Genomic DNA, 23112 nt, shown 5'->3' on the forward strand with positions numbered 1-23112 from the left:
ATGTTCGGACTCGTTCCCTCGGATTACATCTTCTCCTGTCCGAAGATAAGCATTGTTCAGACTCATTTCATAAGATTTCTCTTTCAGCTGTCAGAATGGACACCCTCTGATATCTTTAAATTGCAAAAACAAATAAATAAAAAAACGGCTGAGCGCAGCCGCTTCAAACAACTTAATGCTATACGGTTTGCCGTTCGATCAGCTTCACCGATATCTCCTGATGTGTGTGCTTTTTACCATCAATCGCTTGAAGAAGCAGCTGCCTTCCCATTTGAACCAGCGGAATTTCAAGTGTTGTAATGTGCATGATTTTGGCTATTGGCTGGTTATCAAATCCCATGATTGCCAGATCATCCGGAATATGGATGCCGTTTTCCCTGCAGGAAGTTACTATTCCGGCAGCAGCAAAATCATTTGTTACCAGCAGAGCAGATGGGGGATTATCCATGTTCGATAATCGCTGGACCACTTCTTCGCCATGCTCAAAATGCAGACATTCATAGAAGATAAATTCTTCCTTATATGGTTCGTCAATTCGTTTTAAAAAATCAGCATAAGCCTTTCCGCGCTGCCTGCTGTTGGCACCAGTCTTTCTTCCAATGCAATACCCGATTTTCTGATGCCCTTTGTTATGCAGATACTCTAAAGCATTAGAGAAACTCATGTAATGGTCGATAAAAGTAGATGATACATTACGATTCCTCGCATCTTCACAGAGAACAATGGGGCCATACTCGGTAAACTGATTGATGACATCCCATTCGCAGATTCTGGAACAGATGATTAAAGAGTCGATTTGTTTATGCTGAAGCATTTTTAGAGCTTCAATCTCCCTGTCTTCCTCGTAATTTGTTTGAAAAAGAACTAATTTATAGTTGTTTTTCATGGCCTCATTTGCAATCCCTTCTACCAGCTGGCCGAAATAAGGATGATTGGTAAAAGGAACTACGACCCCTATAAGAAGTGTTTCCCCTTTACTTAAATGGACTGCATTAATATTTCGCTGATAATTGAATTCCTCCATCACCCGCAAGACAGCTTCCCTTTTATCCTCACTTACATAAGGATGATTATTCAGCACTCTGGATACGGTCGTAACTGAAACTCCTGCCTTTTTAGCGATGTCTTTTATATTTGCCATAAAACCACCTAATTTTTTTTCATTTTTTCTTGCTATGAAATGCGTTTCATAATTTAAGCTTTTTTTAACAACTCAAGGAGGTATCCTAAATGTTCATTCTATCTGGAATATTATATCTGGTTCTATTATGCAGCTCGATTCTTGCCTTGTCATCTATCCCTATTTCTCTCTATCCGAAAAAGAAAGCTGCAAACAAAGACATTTATGTAAAAGATTATTACAGCCTTCTCTTTGATGTCTATGGCGATGAATCATCACATAAGTAGTTGGCAGGAGCTCTCCATTTTCCTGCTGTACATATTTCTTTTAAAAATAACAGCCTCCCTTTTGATAAAATTTCCGTGTATAGTAACATGTATCCAAAACCGAAAGGAAGGCATGGCATGTTTTTAAAAATAACAAAAGAGCAGCAGCAAAAGATGATCGAGGATATCCAGATTTTTTTCTCTGAAGAAAGAGATGAGGAAATATCTGAGTTCGGTGCAGAAAGGGTGCTGGATTTTGTTAAAGAGTCATTGGCCCCGCATTTTTACAATGCAGCAATTTCAGATGTTAAGCATGTAGTGGAGCAGCAATATGCTTCAATGGAGGATGAAATCCTGACTCTCGAGCGCCCTATAAAGTAATTGTTTGTTGAAGTTTCACTTTACAGCAGTCTAACGGGCATAAGACTCCCTCACTCAAAGGTTCAACTGAGGATGTACGGGAGTCCAGCTGCCCATACGGTCCGATTGGTTCAGCTAACAATCAAACTTAAACATAGGATTTCTTCAACCTATTTTTTATCATTTAATACATCATTCACAAACATGGCAGAGTTTCCGCTCGAATCAAAAAAGATTGTCCACAGCAGAATAAACGGTAAAGCAGCGACCCATACTGCAAATTTAAACATTTTCTTCAATATTATCCCCATCCTTCCTCATCCATTTTTTTACATTATACCAAGATTCCACCTAATTTTCTAATAATTCCAGTTCTTCGAAATGATGGCGTTACCAGTGTAAATAAACTTTAATACTATGTTATCTGCTTGTTATTTTTCTGAAAGTGTTCAGTGATATGATGTTTTTGAATGCTAAATAGATTTTATAGAGAGTGAGCATGAAGCATGAACATTACTGATGCTGTGGCACAATTACATAAAGCTGGAATAAAGGCGAATGGGGCCGACATTGAGCGCTGGATTGAAGAAGGAAAAATGAAAGCGGATCGAAGCCCCAGGAGGCAAATCAGCTACACAATTAAGACGAAGGATCTCAATGATTTCATCATCAAAAAATATGAAGAGCTTTATCAGCAAAAACTAGAAGGGATCCTCGTGCAAGTTAAAGACCTTAAAGGACAAATAGAGATCCTGAATACTAGAGTCCAAATAGAGGAATCCAAAGTTAGATCATTGAAGAGAATGATACAAGCCCAAAATATGATCGCTGATGAAGAAATCAAGCCTGGAAGGCTCCTGGGGCTGAAGCCTGATGAGGATGTGCAATTGATCCGTAAAGAATTCAAGAAACTGCTAAAAGCCCTCCATCCAGACCGAGGCGGTGATGAAAGGCTTTTTAAGGTATTTAATGAACATTATAAAAACATCATCTAAAATGCTAACCGTTTGATATGGAATATACATACATCTTATTTCCCGCTCTGAGAAATGTTTTTTCCTTTTTCATGCCAGCTTTTTCCGCAACACGGATAGAAGCAAAATTTTTCACATTTATAATGGAAACCAGCTTTTTATATTTTAAGCTTTTAAACCCATATTCCTTACAGGCTAATGCCGCTTCCGCCGCATAGCCTTTTCCCCATTCACGCCTGGCAAACAAATAGCCAATCTCCATTTCTGTAACGCCGCCTGTATCCTGGGGGGTAATTCCGCACTGCCCCAAAAACCTGCCGGATGTTTTTTCTTCCGCAACCCAAAGGCCCACACCATGCGTCCGATAATTATGCAAGGTCCAGCTGATCCATTCTTCGGCCTGTTCTCTTGTTTTTGTTGAGCGATAAAATCTCATGGCCACCGGGTCAGAGAAAATTTCCATTAAATGAGACAGATCGCTATTAATCTGTCTGTTTTGATAATAGGAGCAGTCACCCTTTATTCCCCTTTCGCTGCACTAAAGACCGTTTCTTTCCTTTCTAGCAGGCATTAACATTTCAAACTCAAATAAATAGTTCAGGAGCTGGTCAAATTCGTCCCTCTGAAAAACTAATTCCTTATCATTAAATACATAAACAGCAGCATCTGTGATTGCCTCTCCATTTTTTAATGTTAGTGTCTCTTGAATCTCTATATTTTCCACCAGCTTGAAGTCTTCCTTATTTGGAGATTTAAACTGCTCAGTAAAGGCAGATGGTCCAATAGCAAGAATAGAAACCTTTTCAGCATCCTTCGCTAGCCATTTAGCAGCGGAAAAGACCGTGTCAGGAGCTTTTATCACATTGATGTTTTCGATTGCTCGATAGTAAGGGATGTCCTTATTTAGCTGAATCACCTCTAAAGAGATTTTCTGTCCAACTTTAACCTCTTCCATATCTGCAGCAGTAAAAATTTTATCATCCACTTGGATTACTCCTAAATTTCGATCCAGCTTTGTGACTTTTCCCTCTATTGTGCTTTTTTTAGAATACGTATTTTCTTTCATATATTTCAATAACTCTTCTAGAGAAGCTGCGCGAAATACTTCCTTCTTATGATCAAATAAAATATAACTTGGCTCTTCCTTTACTTGTAATTCAGGATAAATATCATTTACATCCTTTAGACCTAATGAATTGCTTGTTTCGAAAAGAAAGTGCAATGGTTCCGAATAGAGTTCATCAATTACATTTTTATCAGTATCTCCAACAATCAGAAGTGAATGATACCCTTTATTCCTTGCCAGATAGTTCTTTTCCGGACTAACCTCTTTAATGTTAACAGGTATGATATATTCAGCCCGCTTGCCATCCTTCCAGTAGGCTTTTATAGAATATATTTCTTTGCGGGATTCGTTTCTTAATAGTGTAAAATTACTATAAAGAGTTTGATAAGGCTCTACTTGAATCCCGCCATTATAGTAATTTCCTCTAGCAATGAAGATGGGCTGCTGATCTTTAGGAAATTCTATGTTAAGATTCTCGCGAAATTCAGCATGCTGATATTCAATCAATTTGGTAAGATCTTTTATCTCCTTCTCAATTTTTCCTGCGTTCCATGTATAAGTGCTTAAGATTGGATGTAACTCCTGCTCCCCTAATAGTACAGTGGGCATTGGCGGTTTTTCTTCCTTGTATACCTTTTGCTTATCTATATAGAACATCGCTAAGAGGATCGAAATAATCGTTATTCCCCACATGATCTTTTTATTCAGCCTCAAACGTTCAGATGACTCCCTTTTTTCTTCTAGTTCCATATGAGCACCCCTCTCTGATGAATGCTGGCACTTAGTAATTTGATAAAAAACCCCTTATCCCGCCAACAAAGCTGAAAAAAGCCGTCAAGATGACAGCTTGTTATTTCGTACATTCATAAACAGGAAAAGATTGTCCATCTCCGTACCCATCTCTAACTTCATGAACGGCGATTTGCCTAAACCCGTTATCTTTGAGTACTCTATTGAATTCACCTGGATCATAGAGCCGTATAGGAAAATCCATCAATTCTGTTCTTTCTGCGGTTCCCTCTCCAACAGCATCATACTTCAGCTGGATATGCAGGATTTTCGTTTCATCATCATAAGCTATTTTTCTATTTTCAATAATGGTCTGCCCCTCTAATTCCTTCCTGTTCGTTTCTGTCCATTCTGCAGCTTCTTCTACTTCATTATCTTTTTCTACAATGGTAAGAAGCATTTTACCGCCTTCATTTAGGGCATTCTTTAAATTTTGAAGACTTATATTTACCAGAGAGTCAGGCAAAAGTGAAAAAGAACCATACGGGATCATAATTAAATCGTATTTGTTAGTACTTTTAAACTCTTCTATCTTTTCCTGAAAAACATTAGGATTTAAGTTTAATTTCTCAGCTTTTTCCTTACAGACTTTCAGCATGTCTTGTGAAACATCAAAACCATCAGTCTCGATGCCATGCTGAATAAAAGGTATGAGCATTCTTCCATTTCCGCACATCGGCTCCAATACTTTCATCTTCCTGTCTTTTACATATGACAGATAAAAGCTCAACTCTGGACCCTCTGCCATTGATTTATCACTTTCATACATCTTTGTGCAGAGTTCCCCGTAGTAGGCAATCATTCATCTTCCCCCTCCTGCTTTTTATATCCTATCCCTTTCTGGACCGCCCATATGTGGTGACTGTGAACCAGCAATTCTGCTATTCTTTCAGTTTCAATCCACTTTATTGCATGGTCTTCTTCAGTCGGCTCTTGTATTTTATCCGCCAGATCAGCCAGATAAAAATACCCGTCACTTAGCATTGGCCTTTTCTTGGTCTGCGGCAAATAGCTCTTTGCATTACCGATAAAGAATAAATTTGAAATCTCATAGCCGGTCTCCTCCTGTACTTCCCTTTTCAGACATTCGATTTTCCCTTCACCTTTTTCTATTCCTCCGCCTGGGAGAAAGTAATGGCCAGACTGAGTTTGCACAGTTAATACTTTTTCATTTTCCGGGTTGAATATGACAGCGTAAGCACCCTTGCGTATTTTATAATCAAGTCCTTTTTTTTGATTCCCGAATATATTGCTCATTCTCTTACCTTCTTTGTATAATGTGCTTTTAAATTCAGTCTTGCTTTCAAATTTGACCAATCATGTATTCCACATTCTTATGTGATTATCCTTTATAAAGAATGCCAAATCAGCAAATTAAAGATCTGAAGTTTCGTATTGCGAATTAAATTCAAAATCTTTAAAATAAAACAGAAAACATCTTTGAAAACTAGGGAGACACGCATGAACCGTAAAATTTTTCTGTATGTAAAAGCTTTTTCCGATTTGGGTACGTTCATGGACCTGATTGCCATTAATGTGCTCATGTATGCGGCCACCGGAAGCTCTGCCTGGCTTGCAGCGACAATGGCCATCAGGACACTTGGCGGCGTTTTATCAAGTCTTTTCTCAGGGGTTCTGGCCGATCGCTTTGACCGCCGAAAAATTATGATTTGGACAGATGTATTCCGGGCAGTCATCATTTTAGGCTTAATACCTTTTCCAAATCCAATCATGATTCTCATTGTCTGCTTCTTTATCGGATTGACATCAAGCTTTTTTGCAGTTAGCTACAGCGCAGAAATCCCTCAGATTTTTGGCGAGGATAAGGTACTTGAGACGAATGCGTTAATTTCCCGATTAACATCTGTCAGTCTGGTGTTTGGTTTTATCGGGGCTGGAGTCATAACTGATTTCCTCGGATACCAGATAACTTTAATCATTGATGCCGCCACATACGTCATTTCAGCACTCGTTTTATTAAAAATGAAATGGCAAACGTCGGAATCGGCTGTGAATAAAAAAATCAGCAGCGGCCTTAAAGAAAAACTGGCCAGCATTGGCAGGGATTTGAAAGAAGTTTATTCGTTTATATTACTTAAACCGATGCTGCTTCTGGTGAATATTGTCATATTGTCTTCCTCTCAGGCGCATTTGCAGGAGCTTCACATAACTTAGGGATTCCGCTGCTCGCTGAAAACATCGACAGCAGCAAACAAAGTTTCTATTACGGGTTGATTTGGGGCGTTTGGGGGATTGGTTCCGTACTGGCAACCATGATTCTGCCAAAGCTGAAAAGCCTGCAGGGGAGCCGTTTATATTATGCTTGTTTTTTTACAGCGATGCTTATGTCAGCAGGATTTATCACCTTCCTCTCAAATAGCAGCTTATGGATTATCCTGCCGTTTGCCTTTTTAACCGGTATTTTTGATGCCTGCTTTACTACTCTGCATGCGACAATCCTGCAAAAGACAGATAATCATATTAGAGGGAGAATTTTTGGAGTAGGCATGCTCTTAAAATCTCTAGGTTTTGCCCTCGGATTCGCTGTCGCTCCTGTTTTATTGGAGTCTTTATCATTATCTAAGATGGTATGGATATTCCATGGGTCCCTGATTACCACAGTCATTCTGGTGATTTTCTTTTCGAGAAAGCCGGTAAAGGCTGAACAGATGGGTCAAAATGTTTAAGAAGGAGAATTTGAGAACGGGCCTTCCCCTTAATCCTGGGGAATGGCCCATTTTATGAGGATGTAATCTGTCCTCCATTAACATGAAGGGTTTGCCCGGTTACAAATCTTGAATCATCTGATGCAAGGTATACAAAAGTTGGCGCAAGCTCAAATGGCTGTCCCTGCCGGTCCATCGGGTTGCCGGCTAATGTGACCTCGTCCGCGGAGAAACTGGACGGAATAAGCGGTGTCCAGAAACGGCCTGGAGCCACCGCGTTTACGCGAATCCCCTTTGCTGCCAAATTATTGGCAAGTGCCCTGGTAAAGCCAACATTAGCTGCTTTTGTCGCGGAATAGTCGATTAATTGCTCATTCCCATAGTATGCGACTACTGATGATGTATTTATAATTGAACTTCCGGCTTTTAAGTATCTGAGAGCTGCCCGCGTTGTGTAAAAATGAGAATACACATTCACTTTAAAGGTATCATCGAATTGCTCATCCGTAATATCGAGCAGGCTTAATTGCTGGAACTGAATTCCGACATGATTGCAAAGGATATCCAGTTGCCCGAAGGTTTGAATTGTTTTTTCCACAATGTCGGCGCAATGCTCTTTTTCCCTCACATCTCCCGGAAGCAATAAGCAGCTTTGCCCGATTTCTTCGATTCTTGATTTAGTCCGATTCGCATCCTCATGTTCATCCAAATACGAAATTGCTACATTTGCCCCTTCTTTTGCAAAAGCTATTGCCGCCGCAGCACCAATGCCGCTATCTCCTCCCGTGATGAGCGCCACTTTTCCCGCAAGTTTGCCTGTACCAATATAATTGGGATTCTCAATGATTGGTCTCGGAACCATTAGTCCTTCTGTCCCCGGCTGCCGAAATTGCCGCTGCTCCGGTACTGTAATCGCCACTTCTTCATAACGGGTTATTTTCCCATAATTAGGGTGCATGGGATATTCTTTTTTCCGATCAGGCATAGAAACCCTCCTAATATTCCACTCCTGACTAAAATATGCGGAAAATGCCCAATTTGTTCTCCCGATATACGGGAATTTGCATCAAACCGTGCAGAAGTGCATAAAGTGAATGGAGAGATGCCGAGGAGGAGAAGGATATGGAGCCGTTTTATTACTCACCGGAAGTAAAATTTTTATTAGTCAGCCAGTCAGATGAAAAAGTGAAGATTATGTATAATTCAAATGCTCAGAGTCTGCGATTGCCAGTGATAGGGATGAGGCCTCCTTTCCATTGTCAACCCACATATAAGCAATACTACCCTGTCATTTAAAATAAAAAGGTATAAAAAATAGCCTTGATGATTCGGTGCGAAGAGGTTCATGGAAGCCACCGCCAGACAAACTAATTCACCATTCCAGTCATATAGATCCGGTGCCTTCTTGTCTATGCCCCTACCCCTGAGGATGGATAGAACTATAAAAACCCCATTACATGCGGCATACACTCTTCCAAAAAATGGGAAGGCCAGGAATCGCCTTATGATGCCAAAGATGAACCCGCTTTGCCGATTCACCAGGAATAAGCTTACTTCCCATATCCATTCCCAAATTAAATAGCCTCCCCCCATTTCGGCTAAACCAGCCCGTACATATTTTCATTCCCGGAAACATTTATTGCTTCCAGTTTACATGTACTTAATCAAAAAGATAAACCTCATCCCCTGCCGAAATTTCACCTGTCTTCCTGACTGAGGAATACACACCGAAGTGATTATCCCTTTCACTGATAACCTTTTTATGCAAACAACTGGGATCCCTCTTTCCGCTCTCTGGATCTACTGTAATAATCATACACCGTTCGCAATGCCGCTTAACTTGAATCTCAACGCTGCCAATCTTCATTGTCTTCCCAAACCAGCTTTCCTCAATAAAAGGTTCATCTCTTAATAGGGAAATGACTAAATTCGGGCGAAACCGCTGGAAGTCCAGCTTATCCTTGCCCCACAGCTCCTTCATTCTTTGCAAAGACGCGTCTGTCACTAATAGAATATTTTCTTCTTCAATTGCCCCTTCAGGTACATGGGCAGGACTATATTTCACTGGAGTGATTTTTCTGGAAGAATGCTCTTCCATTTCTTTTAGCAATTCTTTATTATCCCAGGGAATCCGTCTGCCGTCCGGAGTAGTAATTCTTACTGGAGGAAACATGTTCTCATTTTCCTCTCCCATAAACCCTGCTTTATACATGACCATTTCCGGAAACTGAGTAATCGTCAAATACTTCCCCGGCCTTGATTCATCCAGGTAGGCATGGCTGCGATCCCCATACAGGCCATAATTCATTACTTTTGTTTTTTCCACACTTTCCCCGTAAAAGCTTTTCACCGGATAGCGGACAATCTCTTTAACATGTCCTATTAGCACCTTCCACTCCACTCCCTTCAGCCAACAGAAAAACCCATGACAGCGTGTTGGGCTGTCATGGATATCATTTACTGCGGCCGTTTTGTTTGCCGCTTTGCTTTCTCATCCTTGTCCGATTGAATAATCTTTTCACGGACGTCAGGAGGTATGGACGCAGATGTTCTTTTTGGCTCAGATTTCATCTTTAACACTCCCTTTTTATTTAACGACTTTATAGCGCTTGTGGCTGATCACCGTTTTTATGGGCTCATCCTTTTTCGGATTAATTCCAAGCTCAACAATGACTGAGTTATCCCGTACCACGATTACCCTGCCTTTTTTTCCTTTTTCAGAACCGCTTAAAATGCTGATCGTATCGCCGACATCCGCTTTTTTTCCTTTGCTTACCTTCTCTGTTTCTTCAGTCATCGCCATTCTCCTTTAAAAACTTTTATTTTTTAGCTGGTTTTCGCTATGTCGCTAGTATTGCCGTTTCGCCCTTCCGTAAAACCCAATTCATGTTCAAATGGATTTACTCTCTCTTTGTTCCTGTTATCTTTTTAACATGAAGGTCCTTCAATATATTCAAGCCTGCCCTGATGATCATCATAATGCTTCCTGCAAGGAAAAACGATATCGAAACCGCCTGGCTGATATCTGTTAAAAATAATATACTTCCGATAAAATATAAAACACCCAGAAGCAGATCATTAATAAATGATACTACCCTATATCGCTTTTCAATGATCATTTCGTAGGCACCTATCTCAATATGCACATCTTCCTGCTGTTCCTTTACAATATTTCTAATCTTCATGAATAACACCTCTGTTTTGTCTTTTCCACATAAGGTGTCAAACATTCATGATATAGGTGTTGTTTTCTGGAAAATTTCAAGAAAAATGATCAAGCACCAATGAAGCCAGCAAACCGATAGCTGCAATGAATCCGGTCATCGGACCACTGTCCTCAAAGGCTTCAGGCATCATCGTGGAAGCAACCATGGCAATAATTGCACCACCGGCAAATCCTGCAATTCCTGATATGACCTCTATTGAAGCTCCATCCAAAAATATGTATCCAGCCATCGAAGCAATTCCCGCAATGACAAATACCGAACTCCAAAGGAGGATCATTTTCTTTTTTGAATAGCCGCTCTTTCATTCCCGAGGTACTGGAAAGGCCTTCTGGAAAGTTGCTGATAAAAATGGCTGTCACCAATAGAAAACTCACCTTACCTCCATCAAGCAGACTTGTCCCGATCATGATTGATTCTGGTATGGCATCCATGATGGTCCCCGCAAAAAGGACTATTCCGCTGCTGGCTGCTGCTTTATGGCCGGATCTTTTCCGGTTCTTAGCTCCCCTGTTTGAAATCATGATATCAAACAGGGTAAAGACAATGGCTCCAGCCACAAATCCAATGCCTGTCGGCAGTAAGCCGCCGTTATGGACTGACTCCCCAAGAAGCTCATATGAAGCAGCACCAATCAGGACACCTGTTCCAAATGCCATAATGTAACCAATCATTTTGTTTTGGATGGGCAAATACATGGCTGCCAATGCGCCTAAAAGGACAGCTGATCCAGAGACCCCTCCCCATAGTGCAGCATTCCACATCATGATCACCCCTTCCATTTTCTCTTGTTTCTTTAGTTATTTCCTTTTGATCCTTCCTAAAAACCGCTATTCAGAATAAGATTAAAAAAGCAGAACCTCGAAGGTTCTGCTTATAATCTCTATCTAATGGTTTTTAATGCACCGCTCCAGGATATCACCTGGTCAATCATTGCGTTCACATTATCGAGATGAAGATCTTGAGGTTTAAATACTGTGCCATTTTCAAAATCAGTAAATAATGACAATGTTGGATGCACGCGCACATCAGCTATCATCAATTCACCCATGATTCCGCGCAGATGTTCAGCAGCTCTCGCACCGCCGGTTGAGCCATAGCTTACAATCCCTGCAGCTTTATTGTTCCAAGGTTCACGAGCTAGATCAAGTGCATTCTTTAATGCCCCTGTAATACTGTGGTTGTATTCTTGAACGATGAATATAAATCCATCCAGACTGTTAAGCTTCTCATTCCATGCAGCAATTCCCGGTGAATCCGCTTCACCTAAGAATGGCAATTTGAAATCAGCGATATCTATAATCTCATAATTGGCATCCCCGCGTTTATCGGCAATTTCTTTAACCCATGATCCGACCTGAGGGCTAACTCTCCCCTGACGTGTGCTTCCTAAGATAATCCCAATGTTTAATTTCTCGTTCATTTTTTGTTCCTCCTTAGATTTTCTTCCAAATAATTGATTTAAAAAACCCATTACTCACACCACCTGATGACAATTTAAAATCCTAAAACAATTCGATTCCCCGAAGGGTCTTCGGTAATCACCTGATTATTTTCAACTGCTGCAGCCGCACCTATCTTTTTCAAATTTCCCACGGCCTGATCCCTGGCTGCTTCATTTTCAAAAATGAGTTTGAAGGATTGAAGCCCGACACTATTCGATGAAGGCTGCGGGGCTCCTACTCCATTCCATGTATTCAAACCAATATGGTGGTGATATTTTCCGCTCGAAATGAAAAGTGCCTGTTTGCCATATCGGCAGACTGCTTCAAATCCCAGCCCCTCTGTGTAAAACGTTTCGGTATTCGCCAGTTCAGCCACATGCAAATGGATATGCCCCATGACCGTACCGCCGGGCAGTCCTCTCCAGGACTGCTGCTGCCCAATTGACAGCAGATCAGGGAAGTCCAGGGGATCAACAGTCATATTTACTTCCCCGTTTTTCCATGTCCATTCGGAAGGGTTACGGTCAGTATAGATTTCTATCCCATTGCCATCAGGATCCGAGAGGTAGAGCGCTTCGCTGACCAGATGGTCGGAAGATCCAAATTCTAGCCCAATCTCGACGAAATGACGCACAATCTTAGCCAAATCAGAACGCTTAGGGAGGAGCAGGGCGAAATGATACAAACCTGTTGTTCTTCCCAATGCAGGTTCAACATTTTCCGGCTGTTCGATGGTCAGTAAGGTACTATTGCCATCTGCAGTAAGCTGGGCAGTTCTGTCAGTCTTTGTTAACACTTTAAAGCCAATTGCTTCTTGATAGAAGGCCAGTGACCGTTCCAGATCCTGTACTTTCAGATTGACTTGAGCTACAAAGGTAATCGGTTTTTGATGAAAGTTCATGTAAATTTCTCCTCTCATTAGTTTGCCTTTGATTGTGTTAATTTGCTCCCAAGAGACAGTGGTGATTCCTTTGCTAATACAAAATAGATCGATGCAGCAAGCAAGATTAAATCTAATTCATATCCTGCCATTTGGCCGTTCCCAAGCAGGCCAGCGGGCAGCTTAGCTGTAAAGATAGCTCCCAGCATGATGAAAGCAAATAGTACAGAAACCATTTTTGTACCAATGCCCAAAATAAGCGCTATGCCTCCTGCCAGCTCGATTACAGCAACGGCATAAGCCATAAAACCAGGAATACCGATACTATCGAAGAAACCGGCAGTATTGCTTATTCCTCCCTGAAATTTTGAAAATCCATGAATAAAGAAAATAAATCCTAAAATCACACGCAGAATGAAATGGCCTAATTCGTTTTTGTTCATGTTTTCCTCCTTGAATCATATGTTAGTTACTTACTTTATGTAAGTTAGTATAATATTGATATTTATTTTCGTCAAGTAATCATTTTATAAAAAGTGATTTAATTATTTCTAGTTTATGACTATAATAAGAAACAAGGAGTGATTATTATGGAAAAGTCGCTAATTTGTCCAAGATTTGAAAAAGCCATTGGCATATTGAGCCAGCGCTGGACCGGATTGATCATTTATCAATTGCTTAACGGGCCGCAGCGGTTCTGCAGTATAGAATCCTCTATCGGGATAAGCGGCAAAGTTCTTTCAGACCGGTTAAAGGACCTGGAGAATGAGGGAGTCGTAAAACGCGAGGTATACCCTGAAACTCCTGTTAGAATTGAATATTCCCTGACAGAAAAAGGCCTGGCCATGGAGCCGCTGATGAAGGAAATAGAAAAATGGTCGCAGAACTGGTTATAGGCTTAATTTATATATGAATATCAAAAAAGAGTCTTCCCTATTTGGAAGACTCTTTTTTGTGTTATCTCTTTGATCGTGTTTATTCCTATTTTGACTGGCGAGCGAGTTCCGACTCATCCTCTCAGAATCTTTCTTCTTCTGTCCGAAGGTGGGCCGTGTTCGGACTCAACTCCTCGGAATTATCCTTATCCTGTCCGAAGGGGGCCGTGTTCGGACTCATTCCCTCGGGTTCTTGCTTCTTCTGTCCGAAGGTGCCTCGACTTCGGACTCAATTCCTCGGATTCTTGCTTAATTCTGTCCGAAGGTGCTCCGACTTCGGACTCATGCTCTCGGATTCGTCCTTCTCCTGTCCTAATAAGTAAATAGCCAATTTACTTTCCTTTTATCTCTGAAATATACTGTTTTACGACTTCATATACGTAATCCTGGTTTGCAGCAGCAGTGTTGGGGTCGTATTGGCCTCCGTTTGTTTTGTTATTAGAAAGAATACGAATTCCCAGGAATGGAACATCGTATGCTCCGGCAATCTGCGCTGCTGCTGCGCCTTCCATTTCTTCAACCGATGTTCCGTAGTTTTCATGAAACCATTTGATGCGGTCAACTTCATTATTCCATAGGTCCGCTGAACCGATTGTCCCCTCGACTACTTTGCCCTTCTTGTGCTTATCTTTTACTGCTTTGGCAGCAGCAAGAAGGTCTTCATTTCCCTCATAATAACGAATCTTTTCTGCATCAGGGTCTTCACCGGCACTTCCCTCAGAAGCCATCAGGTCCATCGGGATCCAATTGGTTGGTTCAATCCCTTCCCCTTCTTCCAAATGACCAGTCTTCAATGATCCGATATTGACTGTTCTTTCTCCTAAAACGATATCATACACATTCAGGCTTGGGTCATGGCCGCCTGAAGTCCCCTGATTGATGATTGCGGCTGGATCATACTTTTCGATGGCGATTGCTGTGGCAGCCGCCGTATTTTCCATGCCTTTTCCGGTTTTAGCAACGATGACTGGGTACTTGTCCAGCTTTCCTTTATAAAAAACAAAGTTCCCTGATTTTTCTACTTTAACTTTATCTAATCGTTCAGCAAACTTTTCGGCCTCGATCGGCATTGGCCCTTGGATAAGAATTGGCTTTTGGGCACCTTCAGCCTCGGTTTCTAATTTTGCAGCCGAAGAGCATCCTGCAAGCATTGCTGCAGACAGTGCTGCAATCGCAGCGAGTGAAGCTAATTTCTTTTTCATTGTACGTTCTCCCCTTTTCTTGTTGTCTGATACACCCGAAGTTCTAACCATAGAAAAAGGCCTGTAAAAGCAGAATGATATCTACCTTCCAGACCATAGAGTTAAAGCAGCTGACATAAAGAATGCAGCCTTTTCTATACTTTAACCCGTAGTCCGGTTCTTTCATTGGGAACCAGGTAGAAACACTCAGACCATATTACCGAGCATATACGAGTGATGAAATTTGTAAGATTACAATGACAATATAACAAATAGCACGTGGGTTTTCAACTAAAATACGAACATTTAGTTCATATTAACTATTTAATATTCGTAATCCCACTATATTCATCCATAAAAAAACCTCCAGTATTAAACTGGAGGCTGTGATCATTATGCTGCTTTTTTTGCTTCAGCCGAAGGTGATTGGCTGTCATTCTTTATGGCAGAAGCAACGAGACCGATCAGACCGCCCGCGATAGCAGGGACAATCCAGCCTAACCCAACATCATATAAAGGAAGGATCGCACCGAATAGGTCATTGATTGGCGCAAACGAAATGCCTGCTGCATTCAAACCATCAAACAAACTTACCACAAATGTGAAAAGCATGCTTCCCTGATAAACTTCTTTCTTGCCTTTAAAGATTGGGTGCAGGAAAGTAAGAGCCATCAGTGCAATAGCCAATGGATAGATTCCCACCAAGACAGGCACGGAAATGGCGATAAGCTGGCTTAAGCCAAAGTTGGCAAAAACTGCGCTGAATAAAGATAAAACAATCACGAACATTTTGTAAGAAACTCTTGGCATCAGTTTATTGAAGTATGAAGAACAAGCTGTAATTAAACCGATGCTGGTTGTCAAACATGCTCCAAAAACAATGACACTTAATAGCAGCGCACCAAATGAGCCAAAGTAATGGGAAGATGCACCAGATAGAACCGCACCGCCATTATCCAATGTTCCTAGACCGCTGACACTTGAAGCCCCAATAAAGGAAAGCGATGTATAAATGACTGCTAATAGACCAGAAGCAATCACACCTGCTTTCGCAATGGATAACATGATATCCTTTTTAGTTACTGCGCCTTTTTCCTTCACAGCATTTACAACGATAATACCGAATACAAATGCTGCCAGTGCATCCATTGTCAGGTAGCCTTCCTGGAACCCTTTAAAGAACGCACCATTTATATAAGCTTCAGTCGGAGCCTGGAATGCACCCATTGGATTGAAAAATGCAGCACCGATTAAAACTGCGATTACAATTAGAAGAATTGGTGTTAAATATTTCCCCACGATATCAACAATCTTTGAAGAATTTAAAGAGAAAAATGCGGTAATTCCAAAGAAAATAACTGAACATACGATTAAGCCGATTGAACCGCTTCCTTCGGATAGATATGGCTTAATTCCAATTTCGTAAGACACTGTAGCTGTTCTCGGAATGGCAAAAAGCGGACCAATTGATAAGTACAGGGCCACTGTGAAGGCTAGTCCGAACAATGGATTGACGCGGCTCGCCAGTGATTGCAGATCACTTTTTCCCGAGAAGCCCAATGCCAGTATACCAAGAAGAGGCAAACCTACACCTGTGATTATGAAGCCAGCGTTCGCTGACCATACATTCGTTCCTGCCGATTGGCCAAGCATCGCAGGGAAAATTAAGTTTCCTGCCCCAAAAAACAAGGCAAAGAGCATAAAACCAACTGTTACAATATATGAGAGTGGTATTTTGCTTGTCATTTCAATTCCTCCTATTAATCTGTCTGTCTTAAAAGATTTACTTTTTTTGTTAAATTTAAATTTTCCGAAAAATTATTGCGCTGTAACATTATTATTTTTGTACGCTAGTAATATATTGCATAACTCAAGATAACATATCCAAAATACTTATGCAATATATCGCACAAAACTTTTTGTCGAATCATGCGATATATTGAATTTTTCAAGATACTTCTATATACTAAATTTATAATCTATTGGAAATAACTATAATTTCACAGATAAATTGCATGAAATGAAAAGGTGGTTACAGCTATGCCGATACCCTCCAATTATTCATCACCTACCCGTGTGTCAGCCAAGGATCGCGCCTTCTCCCAAATCCAGGAGTGGATCATTGACGGCACACTCCAGCCGAAAGAAAAATTGAATGATGCCGATCTAGCAAAAGCATTAGGCGTCAGCCGAACTCCCATCAGGGAAGCTCTTCAGCTGCTGAATGTTCAGGGGTTCGTCGAAATGTTTCCCGGAGTTGGAACGCAGGTCACTTCAGTTAATCCTGAGGATATTAGTAAAATCCTGCCCCCTTTAGGCGTATTGCAGGCACTTGCTGCAGAATTGGCTGCTCCTGTTATCAGCCAGGAAACGATTAATATACTCAGGGATATTAATCATAAATTCGCTAAAGCTCTAATTGCAGGAGATACCTTCACAGCTTTGAAGCAGGACGAGAAGTTTCATAATATTATTATAGATCTTGCTCAGAATCCTTATATCTCGAATACAGCTTCCATGCTTCAGGCTCATGTCATGCGGCTTTACTACAATAAAACAATTATTTTGAAAGAACGTTCAATAGAAGAACATGAAGATATATTAAAAGCTTTTGAACAAAAAGACAGAGAAAAAGCCGGACACATTGCACGCGTCAACTGGCTTCGGGCAATTGATGAGTACTACTCCGAGGAAAAATGATCAAACTGAAAAAAGCAGCCTTCATCGGCTGCTTTTTCTTTTTTTCTAGCTTTTATAGATAATTTCATCGATAATCCCGTATTCCTTTGCTTCTTCGGCAGTCATGAAATAATCGCGGTCCGTGTCCCGTGCTACTTTTTCTATAGGCTGGCCAGTTCGTTCAGCAATAATTCCATTAATATGCTCCCTAAGCTTTATGATCCGTTTTGCAGATATCTCGATTTCGGTCGCCTGGCCTCTTGCTCCGCCAAGAGGCTGATGAATCATGATTTCACTGTTCGGAAGGCTGTAGCGTTTTCCTTTTTTTCCTGCCAGAAGAAGCATCGCACCAAATGATGCGGCCATTCCTGTACAAATCGTTCTCACATCAGGCTTTATATATTGAATCGTGTCAAAGATGGCAAACCCTGCGGTTGTCGAACCGCCTGGACTATTAATATAAAGGGAGATATCCTTTTCAGGAGATTCAGCTGCAAGAAATAGCAGCTGGGCAATCACACTATTGGCAACCACATCATTAATCTCTTCTCCTATCATTATAATCCTGTCTTTCAACAGCCGTGAATAAATATCATAAGAACGTTCTCCCTTGCTGGACTGCTCAATGACATATGGTATTGCTGTCACCTGTATCCCTCCTGTTCATTGCGGATCTATGCCGCCATACAGAGAGTATTAGAAGAAGATGGAACAGGCAGTACAGGCTTCTGGGCATGACTTTCAAGGGATCGCAGAAAAGGTATGGTTTTTATCAGGATGGACGGGTCTTCCGCTGCCACTGATTGCTGCAGCAGCTGAAATAACTTTTCTTCTTCCTCATTTGCAAAAGAATCCTCAGCCTCATCTTCCACTGGGTGCTGAAGCTGCTTCCGTGCACGGTTCAGCGAGGACTTCACTGCAAACTCAGTGGTCCGAAGTATATCAGCAATCTCTTTTGTTTGATATTGAAACCCTTCCTTCAGCGTGAAAACAACAGCCTGCTTTAATGTCAGCCTATTGAGGAGATGGGTGATTGCTTCTGTGCCATCAGGGCTGAACTCCTTCATTTCCCGTTCCGGCGCCTCTTGAAGCTTTTCCCGCTTTCTGTTTCTAAGAGTGTCAATCCAGCAATTATAGACAATCTTCTTTAAAAGAGCCTGATTAATTTTCTCAGGCGAATAGCTTCTATAAGCGCGGATGATTGCCTCATGGGCCAGATCGTCCCCGTCCCAGCGGTTCTGTGCAAGAAACCGGCTATAACGCTGCAGTGAAGGATAGATATCTGCAATACAGCTTTCCTTCTGCTTTATGGAATCCCTTGATTCAGCCTGAACTTTCCCTTGCTTCATAAACCTGTTCACTCCTTTAATACATCTCTGCTTCTATAACGGAATAAGAGAACAAAAAGATACGGGTGATTAATATTTTTTATCAGTTTATTCTAAGGATAGCTGATTTTATACTTGTCATATACCTTTTTTGATTTCATTCCTTCGTGCAGTTAAAAAAAGCCCCAATCCCTGCGGAATTGAGGCTGTATTTTTATATAATTCGTGACTTGATAATGCCTTCAATTTGATTAATCTGTTCAAGCAGTCCAGGGATGACATCACCATTAACTTTATTATCGATATCGATCATGGTATACGCATATTCACCGCGGCTGCGGTTCACCATGTCCGCAATATTCAGCTGGTAGCTTGAAATAGCAAGTGTGATTTGGCCGACCATATTAGGAATGTTTTTATGAAAAGCAGTGACACGCCGCTTGCCTGTGTAAGGAAGAGCAGCATTTGGGAAGTTAACTGAGTTTTTGACATTGCCTGTTTCAAGGAAGTGCTTCACCTGTCGTGCTGCCATGACAGCGCAGTTTTCCTCAGATTCTTTTGTTGAAGCGCCAAGGTGCGGAATTGCCACTGCGTTTTTCATTTTCAGGATATTTTCATTTGGGAAATCTGTAATATACTTGCCCACTTTTCCGCTTTCAAGGGCGGCTGCCATATCTGATTCATTCACAAGCTCCCCGCGTGAGAAATTCAGAATATGAACACCATTCTTCATCATGCTGAATGTATCTTCATTGAACATTTCCCTTGTATCATCGGTTAATGGAACATGTACAGTGATATAGTCAGATTCTGCAAACACCTGCTCAATGGTCATGGCGCGCTGAACATTGCGGGATAAGTTCCAGGCAGTGTCAACCGAAATGAATGGGTCAAAGCCTACGACATCCATATCAAGTTCAAGTGCATCATTGGCCACAAGGGCCCCGATTGCCCCCAATCCGATCACACCGAGAGTTTTCCCCTTAATTTCTTTTCCGACAAATTGCTTTTTCCCTGATTCTACAAGCTTAGGAATTTGGTCTCCTTCATCTTTCAGCGTTTTGGTCCAGGAGATGCCGGCAAAGAGATTGCGGGATGAAGCCATTAAGGAAGTAAGCACCATTTCTTTTACTGCATTCGCATTGGCACCAGGTGTATTAAAAACAACAATGCCCTGTTCAGTGCATTTCTCAACCGGGATATTATTCACACCCGCGCCTGCACGGGCAATTGCTTTTAATCGATCGCCCAATTCCATTGAATGCATATTAAAGCTCCGAAGGACAATCGCATCCGGATTGCCGCTTTCATTATCGATTGTAAATTGATCCTTGTTAAACACCTCAAGACCGCTTGGCGCAATCGCATTCAGCGTTTTAATCGTCTTCACTCTGTCTAAAGTCATGGTACTCACTGGATTCTCCCCTTTTCAACTAACTTTGTCAGATTTTAAAACAGAAAGAGGCAAGGGTAGAATCCCTTACCTCTGCCCAGGCGAACGGCTTCGACACTATGTGCTCCCTCGCGGTGATCCGCGTCTCGCCAGTTACACATAGCCTTTTCGGTTTTTTAAATCTTATCAAAGTCTTCTGAAAACTTCAACCATTTAAAGCGCTTACATTATTAAAATTATTTTTTATTTTTCTACAGTATATTTTTCTTATTTTGTACACTATGCTTTTCGAAGTTAGTTATTAGGATAACATTTTCATTTCTGCAATGTGCGCAAATAATTTCTGTTATCCAGTCATAAAAACAGCTTATAACATTTTATCTGTAAATAAAATTTGACTATCCGAAAGAAAATGTAAAAAACTGCTTCCCTGCACCTCTCTCCTTTTATCAGATTTTGCGAAGTTCTTTAACTTCCGCTTCTGCTGCACATTCATAAACACCAGAGTATTCCACAAGTCCGATCTCGCAATTTTTGCCGATTTTTACATTTTTCCCTCTTACGACAAGAGCTGCTGTGCCTTCGAGTTCGATGTCATCGCCTTCTATTAAATCCGCCTCCAGTTTCAAGGGAAAGATGGATTTGATTAATTTTAATAGGGTTTCTCTATGCTGTGTCACTTTAATTTTTCTGCCGCCGATTTCTTTCGCTTTACTGTCTCCAAAAAGCTTAATATCGATCGTTTCTGCGTTCAGTAAACCATCTACTGAAAATGTCCCTTCAGCACGGAAGACCTCCGCTTCACAGTCCCCTTCAATAGTTACTTTCCCATTCACAACGATTACTTCGCATTTTACAGAGCCTCCGATAGTGGATCTTCCGGCGACTTCAAGGTTTTGACAGCTGACAGCTTCAGAAATGTCGGCAGAGCCATTGATAACAAAGGATTCAGCTTTAACAGCTCCATGGATCTTTGCAGCACCACTGATCTTTCCCTTTTCAGTTTTTACGTTTCCATGGATAGTGGCCGTACCGTTACAATGGAATCTCTTGCACTCAATATCACTGTTTACCGTTCCCTTGCCATTTAATCCAACCTTTTCAAATGAACCTCCATTAGACGATCCCACTCCATTAATTATTAAGTTCCCTAGTGTTTTCATATTCACAGCAAAATTCCCCCTATACCAATTTGGATTTTAATTCCTCTGCACAATGTTCTAACGATAAAGTGGCGGCCACTTTTGTTCCTTTTTCAAGCAGGACTTGTTCCCCGTTTACCGAAATCAGGCAGCTGGACATTCCAAGTTTGCGAATAAAGCAGATAACAGCTTTTGGCTGCTGCAGGATACTTTGATGATCACTCAATAACTGAAGAAGCATTTTCCCTTCCTCGATATGGATATCTCCGGATTCAAGCAGGATGGAAAGGATATAAAGCTTCAAAATCTCATGGTAATTGAATTCGTTAAGCTCTTCCTGTGTCTCGAGAAAGATATTCATAACCGGTTCAGAAGCTATCCCTTTAGCAATCAGGCTTTCCTTTGTCAGCTTCAGATTTGAAGCATTCAATGAAAACAAATCTGCCAGCTCATCCAGTGAAAGGCTATCCTTCATCTTTTGTATTTTATCGACCCGCTCCAGAATTTTCTCCTTTGGGAAAAATGTCTCCTGCCCTGTAAAAGTTGATTTTCTGACAAACCAATCCTCCGGTATCAGGCTTTTCCTTTTCCACCGATAAAGCTGCCCATAAGAAATTCCAGTTAAATCAAGGACTTCTTTTTTTGAAATTAATTCATCGCTCAATTCCAGGTCTCCTTTCCGATGGTATGATTGTAACATAACACTGTTACGTTAAGAATATTGTATTATTCATTTTTTCCCGAGGTTTTTCGACAAAATCCCGATTTTACACCATGAAATCAATCCAGGATGAACTCCCCTTTATAAAACAGTGTTCTATTTAAACAAAAAGACCTGGCTCTCTATAGAACCAGGCTTCTCTTCATTCGTATATTTTTAAAAGGTTATACTGCTTTCCAATATACTGATAATTTTGCCTGCGGTACATTTCCTTTGGAGTATCTTCACCATCTGCAACAAGGATGATGGTTTTATCCTTAAACTGATCCATTACCGATTTCTGCAGGCGCCTGCCGATGCCCTTTTTCTGAAAATCCTCATGGACCATCAATCCATCAATTTCAGCTGTGTATTCCTTGATAATTACATCTACTGATCCGGCAGCTTTCCCTTTATAATATGCAATGAACTGCTTAATCCTTTCATCGTTAAAATTCCTTAAATGCTGATCTTTCTTTTTCTCGGCATAATTAATCCCGTAAACCGAATCCTGCTCATGCTGAAATTCCAGATAATCATTCCATGTTTCATCCGTAACATTTTCGACTGTAATTTCTTCCTTTTCCTGAACTTCAGGAAAATCAGCTGGATGAATCGCAAATAGCTCTAAATAACCAACCGTAAAATCATCATCCTTCTCAAAGCTGGCCAGAAGTTCTCCGGTAAGCTCCTCGTCATCAGGAAAATAAAATCTTACATGCTTTTGGCCATATTTTTGATGAAAAGTTCTTAAATATTGATGTGCCTCCTCAAACTCTTGAACAGAAGGCATTCTTTTAAAAGCAATAAAGTTGCTGTCATACTGAAGGAGCATGTCAGGGTTATGGTTGTGAATAAAAAGTTCATTTTCCAGTACTGTGTGTCCCGGTTTATGGATATTATTAAAAGTGATTTTTTCCATCGGCTTCTCCTAATATAGCAAACACTTTAGTTTTGCAAAAAT

The 23112-nt window shown here is 41.0% G+C and carries 28 protein-coding genes, 2 pseudogenes and 2 riboswitches; of the genes and pseudogenes, 7 read left to right on the forward strand and 23 right to left on the reverse strand.

All coding sequences use genetic code 11. The annotated features are described in order from the left end of the window. Nucleotides 1-178 precede the first annotated feature (178 nt). On the reverse strand, nt 179-1141 hold the full coding sequence (locus tag NR125_RS19125; RefSeq protein ID WP_009333699.1) for a LacI family DNA-binding transcriptional regulator: 963 nt from the start codon (nt 1139-1141) through the stop codon (nt 179-181). A gap of 89 nt (nt 1142-1230) precedes the next feature. On the opposite strand from NR125_RS19125, the gene NR125_RS19130 reads away from it, so the two are divergent. Together NR125_RS19130 and NR125_RS19135 are read left to right on the forward strand one after the other, a co-directional pair. Further along, nucleotides 1231-1407, forward strand: coding sequence for a hypothetical protein (locus NR125_RS19130; RefSeq protein WP_157380214.1), 177 nt, complete (start codon nt 1231-1233; stop codon nt 1405-1407). Between the two features lie 117 nt (nt 1408-1524). Further along, nucleotides 1525-1767 carry a DUF2164 domain-containing protein gene (locus NR125_RS19135; RefSeq protein ID WP_019382696.1) on the forward strand — a complete coding sequence of 81 codons (243 nt, stop codon included), beginning with the start codon at nt 1525-1527 and terminating at the stop codon, nt 1765-1767. A gap of 149 nt (nt 1768-1916) precedes the next feature. Here NR125_RS19135 and NR125_RS19140 read toward each other — a convergent pair whose 3' ends face one another. Next, complete coding sequence (locus NR125_RS19140) at nt 1917-2045, reverse strand: hypothetical protein (protein WP_256815919.1); 129 nt, start codon at nt 2043-2045, stop codon at nt 1917-1919. 207 nt (nt 2046-2252) lie between these two features. Between NR125_RS19140 and NR125_RS19145 the strand changes: the two genes are divergently transcribed. Further along, nucleotides 2253-2741: a J domain-containing protein gene (locus NR125_RS19145; RefSeq protein ID WP_071155695.1), complete on the forward strand. Its 489-nt coding sequence runs from the start codon at nt 2253-2255 to the stop codon at nt 2739-2741. A 4-nt stretch (nt 2742-2745) separates the two neighbouring features. Here NR125_RS19145 and NR125_RS19150 read toward each other — a convergent pair whose 3' ends face one another. The 4 genes from NR125_RS19150 to NR125_RS19165 all read right to left on the reverse strand — a co-directional run bounded on the left by NR125_RS19150 (nt 2746) and on the right by NR125_RS19165 (nt 5832). Further along, nucleotides 2746-3207 carry a GNAT family N-acetyltransferase gene (locus NR125_RS19150; RefSeq protein WP_372675472.1) on the reverse strand — a complete coding sequence of 154 codons (462 nt, stop codon included), beginning with the start codon at nt 3205-3207 and terminating at the stop codon, nt 2746-2748. Between the two features lie 51 nt (nt 3208-3258). Next, nucleotides 3259-4536 (reverse strand): hypothetical protein, encoded by a 1278-nt coding sequence (locus NR125_RS19155; RefSeq protein ID WP_256815920.1) that lies wholly within the window; start codon nt 4534-4536, stop codon nt 3259-3261. A gap of 100 nt (nt 4537-4636) precedes the next feature. After that, nucleotides 4637-5377, reverse strand: coding sequence for a class I SAM-dependent methyltransferase (locus NR125_RS19160; protein WP_256815921.1), 741 nt, complete (start codon nt 5375-5377; stop codon nt 4637-4639). Beyond that, nucleotides 5374-5832, reverse strand: a complete 459-nt coding sequence (locus tag NR125_RS19165) for an NUDIX hydrolase (protein WP_256815922.1) — start codon at nt 5830-5832, stop codon at nt 5374-5376. The genes NR125_RS19160 and NR125_RS19165 overlap by 4 nt, the downstream gene beginning before the upstream one ends. A 204-nt stretch (nt 5833-6036) precedes the next feature. On the opposite strand from NR125_RS19165, the gene NR125_RS19170 reads away from it, so the two are divergent. Together NR125_RS19170 and NR125_RS19175 are read left to right on the forward strand one after the other, a co-directional pair. Beyond that, complete coding sequence (locus NR125_RS19170) at nt 6037-6750, forward strand: MFS transporter (protein ID WP_256815923.1); 714 nt, start codon at nt 6037-6039, stop codon at nt 6748-6750. Nucleotides 6751-6773: 23 nt separating this feature from the next. Then, on the forward strand, nt 6774-7262 hold the full coding sequence (locus NR125_RS19175; RefSeq protein WP_256815925.1) for an MFS transporter: 489 nt from the start codon (nt 6774-6776) through the stop codon (nt 7260-7262). A gap of 52 nt (nt 7263-7314) precedes the next feature. Here the strand turns inward: NR125_RS19175 and NR125_RS19180 are convergent, their stop codons facing one another. The 9 genes and pseudogenes from NR125_RS19180 to NR125_RS19220 form a co-directional block, all read right to left on the reverse strand. Then, the gene (locus NR125_RS19180) at nt 7315-8226 is read right to left on the reverse strand and encodes an SDR family oxidoreductase (RefSeq protein WP_009333691.1); all 912 of its coding nucleotides are present in this window, start codon (nt 8224-8226) and stop codon (nt 7315-7317) included. Between the two features lie 218 nt (nt 8227-8444). Continuing rightward, a pseudogene (locus tag NR125_RS19185) lies at nt 8445-8846 on the reverse strand (YnfA family protein); the annotation flags it as partial. A gap of 55 nt (nt 8847-8901) precedes the next feature. Further along, nucleotides 8902-9630, reverse strand: coding sequence for an MOSC domain-containing protein (locus tag NR125_RS19190; RefSeq protein WP_256815924.1), 729 nt, complete (start codon nt 9628-9630; stop codon nt 8902-8904). Between the two features lie 198 nt (nt 9631-9828). Continuing rightward, nucleotides 9829-10038 (reverse strand): DUF2187 family protein, encoded by a 210-nt coding sequence (locus NR125_RS19195; RefSeq protein WP_009333687.1) that lies wholly within the window; start codon nt 10036-10038, stop codon nt 9829-9831. Nucleotides 10039-10141: 103 nt separating this feature from the next. After that, nucleotides 10142-10426 (reverse strand): YrhK family protein, encoded by a 285-nt coding sequence (locus NR125_RS19200; RefSeq protein WP_009333686.1) that lies wholly within the window; start codon nt 10424-10426, stop codon nt 10142-10144. Between the two features lie 76 nt (nt 10427-10502). Continuing rightward, nucleotides 10503-11229 (reverse strand): annotated as a pseudogene (locus NR125_RS19205) (ZIP family metal transporter). 119 nt (nt 11230-11348) lie between these two features. Next, nucleotides 11349-11939: an NADPH-dependent FMN reductase gene (locus NR125_RS19210; RefSeq protein WP_071155708.1), complete on the reverse strand. Its 591-nt coding sequence runs from the start codon at nt 11937-11939 to the stop codon at nt 11349-11351. A 23-nt stretch (nt 11940-11962) separates the two neighbouring features. Continuing rightward, complete coding sequence (locus NR125_RS19215; RefSeq protein ID WP_009333683.1) at nt 11963-12811, reverse strand: VOC family protein; 849 nt, start codon at nt 12809-12811, stop codon at nt 11963-11965. Nucleotides 12812-12828: 17 nt separating this feature from the next. After that, nucleotides 12829-13233, reverse strand: a complete 405-nt coding sequence (locus NR125_RS19220; RefSeq protein WP_009333682.1) for a DoxX family protein — start codon at nt 13231-13233, stop codon at nt 12829-12831. Nucleotides 13234-13380: 147 nt separating this feature from the next. Here NR125_RS19220 and NR125_RS19225 point away from each other — a divergent pair, with 147 nt between their 5' ends. Next, the gene (locus NR125_RS19225) at nt 13381-13686 is read left to right on the forward strand and encodes a winged helix-turn-helix transcriptional regulator (RefSeq protein WP_019382679.1); all 306 of its coding nucleotides are present in this window, start codon (nt 13381-13383) and stop codon (nt 13684-13686) included. Between the two features lie 371 nt (nt 13687-14057). Here NR125_RS19225 and NR125_RS19230 read toward each other — a convergent pair whose 3' ends face one another. Further along, the gene (locus NR125_RS19230; RefSeq protein WP_009333680.1) at nt 14058-14927 is read right to left on the reverse strand and encodes a 5'-methylthioadenosine/S-adenosylhomocysteine nucleosidase; all 870 of its coding nucleotides are present in this window, start codon (nt 14925-14927) and stop codon (nt 14058-14060) included. A gap of 129 nt (nt 14928-15056) precedes the next feature. Next, a riboswitch (purine riboswitch) is annotated at nt 15057-15160 on the reverse strand. A 139-nt stretch (nt 15161-15299) separates the two neighbouring features. Continuing rightward, nucleotides 15300-16652, reverse strand: a complete 1353-nt coding sequence (gene brnQ / locus NR125_RS19235) for a branched-chain amino acid transport system II carrier protein (protein WP_009333679.1) — start codon at nt 16650-16652, stop codon at nt 15300-15302. Between the two features lie 294 nt (nt 16653-16946). On the opposite strand from brnQ, the gene NR125_RS19240 reads away from it, so the two are divergent. Next, a complete protein-coding gene (locus tag NR125_RS19240; protein WP_009333678.1) occupies nt 16947-17606 on the forward strand; it encodes a GntR family transcriptional regulator in 660 nt (219 codons plus the stop codon). A 45-nt stretch (nt 17607-17651) separates the two neighbouring features. Here the strand turns inward: NR125_RS19240 and clpP are convergent, their stop codons facing one another. From clpP to NR125_RS19270, 6 genes are all read right to left on the reverse strand, one after another. Then, nucleotides 17652-18233, reverse strand: a complete 582-nt coding sequence (clpP, locus tag NR125_RS19245; RefSeq protein WP_071155714.1) for an ATP-dependent Clp endopeptidase proteolytic subunit ClpP — start codon at nt 18231-18233, stop codon at nt 17652-17654. Between the two features lie 26 nt (nt 18234-18259). Further along, nucleotides 18260-18934, reverse strand: coding sequence for a sigma-70 family RNA polymerase sigma factor (locus NR125_RS19250; protein WP_071155715.1), 675 nt, complete (start codon nt 18932-18934; stop codon nt 18260-18262). A 193-nt stretch (nt 18935-19127) separates the two neighbouring features. Then, complete coding sequence (locus tag NR125_RS19255) at nt 19128-20327, reverse strand: phosphoglycerate dehydrogenase (RefSeq protein WP_192908866.1); 1200 nt, start codon at nt 20325-20327, stop codon at nt 19128-19130. A gap of 67 nt (nt 20328-20394) precedes the next feature. Further along, nucleotides 20395-20473: riboswitch (ZMP/ZTP riboswitch) on the reverse strand. Between the two features lie 282 nt (nt 20474-20755). Further along, nucleotides 20756-21469, reverse strand: coding sequence for a polymer-forming cytoskeletal protein (locus NR125_RS19260; protein WP_026041778.1), 714 nt, complete (start codon nt 21467-21469; stop codon nt 20756-20758). Nucleotides 21470-21488: 19 nt separating this feature from the next. After that, a complete protein-coding gene (locus NR125_RS19265; RefSeq protein WP_009333673.1) occupies nt 21489-22112 on the reverse strand; it encodes a YhbD family protein in 624 nt (207 codons plus the stop codon). A 199-nt stretch (nt 22113-22311) separates the two neighbouring features. Continuing rightward, nucleotides 22312-23070: a GNAT family N-acetyltransferase gene (locus NR125_RS19270; RefSeq protein WP_071155717.1), complete on the reverse strand. Its 759-nt coding sequence runs from the start codon at nt 23068-23070 to the stop codon at nt 22312-22314. Between the last annotated feature and the right edge of the window lie 42 nt (nt 23071-23112).

This window comes from Cytobacillus sp. Bac17, from assembly GCF_024519925.1.
GTDB classification, from domain to species: Bacteria; Bacillota; Bacilli; order Bacillales; family Cytobacillaceae; genus Cytobacillus; species Cytobacillus pseudoceanisediminis.

Bases quoted from the DNA above. Each gene is read 5' to 3' on its own strand.
- NR125_RS19220 (WP_009333682.1), bottom strand. From the start codon at position 13,233: ATGAACAAAAACGAATTAGGCCATTTCATTCTGCGTGTGATTTTAGGA.
- NR125_RS19130 (WP_157380214.1), top strand. From the start codon at position 1,231: ATGTTCATTCTATCTGGAATATTATATCTGGTTCTATTATGCAGCTCG.
- NR125_RS19230 (WP_009333680.1), bottom strand. From the start codon at position 14,927: ATGAAAAAGAAATTAGCTTCACTCGCTGCGATTGCAGCACTGTCTGCA.
- NR125_RS19215 (WP_009333683.1), bottom strand. From the start codon at position 12,811: ATGAACTTTCATCAAAAACCGATTACCTTTGTAGCTCAAGTCAATCTG.
- NR125_RS19135 (WP_019382696.1), top strand. From the start codon at position 1,525: ATGTTTTTAAAAATAACAAAAGAGCAGCAGCAAAAGATGATCGAGGAT.
- NR125_RS19240 (WP_009333678.1), top strand. From the start codon at position 16,947: ATGCCGATACCCTCCAATTATTCATCACCTACCCGTGTGTCAGCCAAG.
- NR125_RS19210 (WP_071155708.1), bottom strand. From the start codon at position 11,939: ATGGGTTTTTTAAATCAATTATTTGGAAGAAAATCTAAGGAGGAACAA.
- NR125_RS19125 (WP_009333699.1), bottom strand. From the start codon at position 1,141: ATGGCAAATATAAAAGACATCGCTAAAAAGGCAGGAGTTTCAGTTACG.
- NR125_RS19260 (WP_026041778.1), bottom strand. From the start codon at position 21,469: ATGAAAACACTAGGGAACTTAATAATTAATGGAGTGGGATCGTCTAAT.
- NR125_RS19145 (WP_071155695.1), top strand. From the start codon at position 2,253: ATGAACATTACTGATGCTGTGGCACAATTACATAAAGCTGGAATAAAG.
- NR125_RS19180 (WP_009333691.1), bottom strand. From the start codon at position 8,226: ATGCCTGATCGGAAAAAAGAATATCCCATGCACCCTAATTATGGGAAA.
- NR125_RS19225 (WP_019382679.1), top strand. From the start codon at position 13,381: ATGGAAAAGTCGCTAATTTGTCCAAGATTTGAAAAAGCCATTGGCATA.
- NR125_RS19195 (WP_009333687.1), bottom strand. From the start codon at position 10,038: ATGACTGAAGAAACAGAGAAGGTAAGCAAAGGAAAAAAAGCGGATGTC.
- NR125_RS19165 (WP_256815922.1), bottom strand. From the start codon at position 5,832: ATGAGCAATATATTCGGGAATCAAAAAAAAGGACTTGATTATAAAATA.
- NR125_RS19170 (WP_256815923.1), top strand. From the start codon at position 6,037: ATGAACCGTAAAATTTTTCTGTATGTAAAAGCTTTTTCCGATTTGGGT.
- NR125_RS19155 (WP_256815920.1), bottom strand. From the start codon at position 4,536: ATGGAACTAGAAGAAAAAAGGGAGTCATCTGAACGTTTGAGGCTGAAT.
- NR125_RS19200 (WP_009333686.1), bottom strand. From the start codon at position 10,426: ATGAAGATTAGAAATATTGTAAAGGAACAGCAGGAAGATGTGCATATT.
- brnQ (WP_009333679.1), bottom strand. From the start codon at position 16,652: ATGACAAGCAAAATACCACTCTCATATATTGTAACAGTTGGTTTTATG.
- NR125_RS19270 (WP_071155717.1), bottom strand. From the start codon at position 23,070: ATGGAAAAAATCACTTTTAATAATATCCATAAACCGGGACACACAGTA.
- NR125_RS19250 (WP_071155715.1), bottom strand. From the start codon at position 18,934: ATGAAGCAAGGGAAAGTTCAGGCTGAATCAAGGGATTCCATAAAGCAG.
- NR125_RS19160 (WP_256815921.1), bottom strand. From the start codon at position 5,377: ATGATTGCCTACTACGGGGAACTCTGCACAAAGATGTATGAAAGTGAT.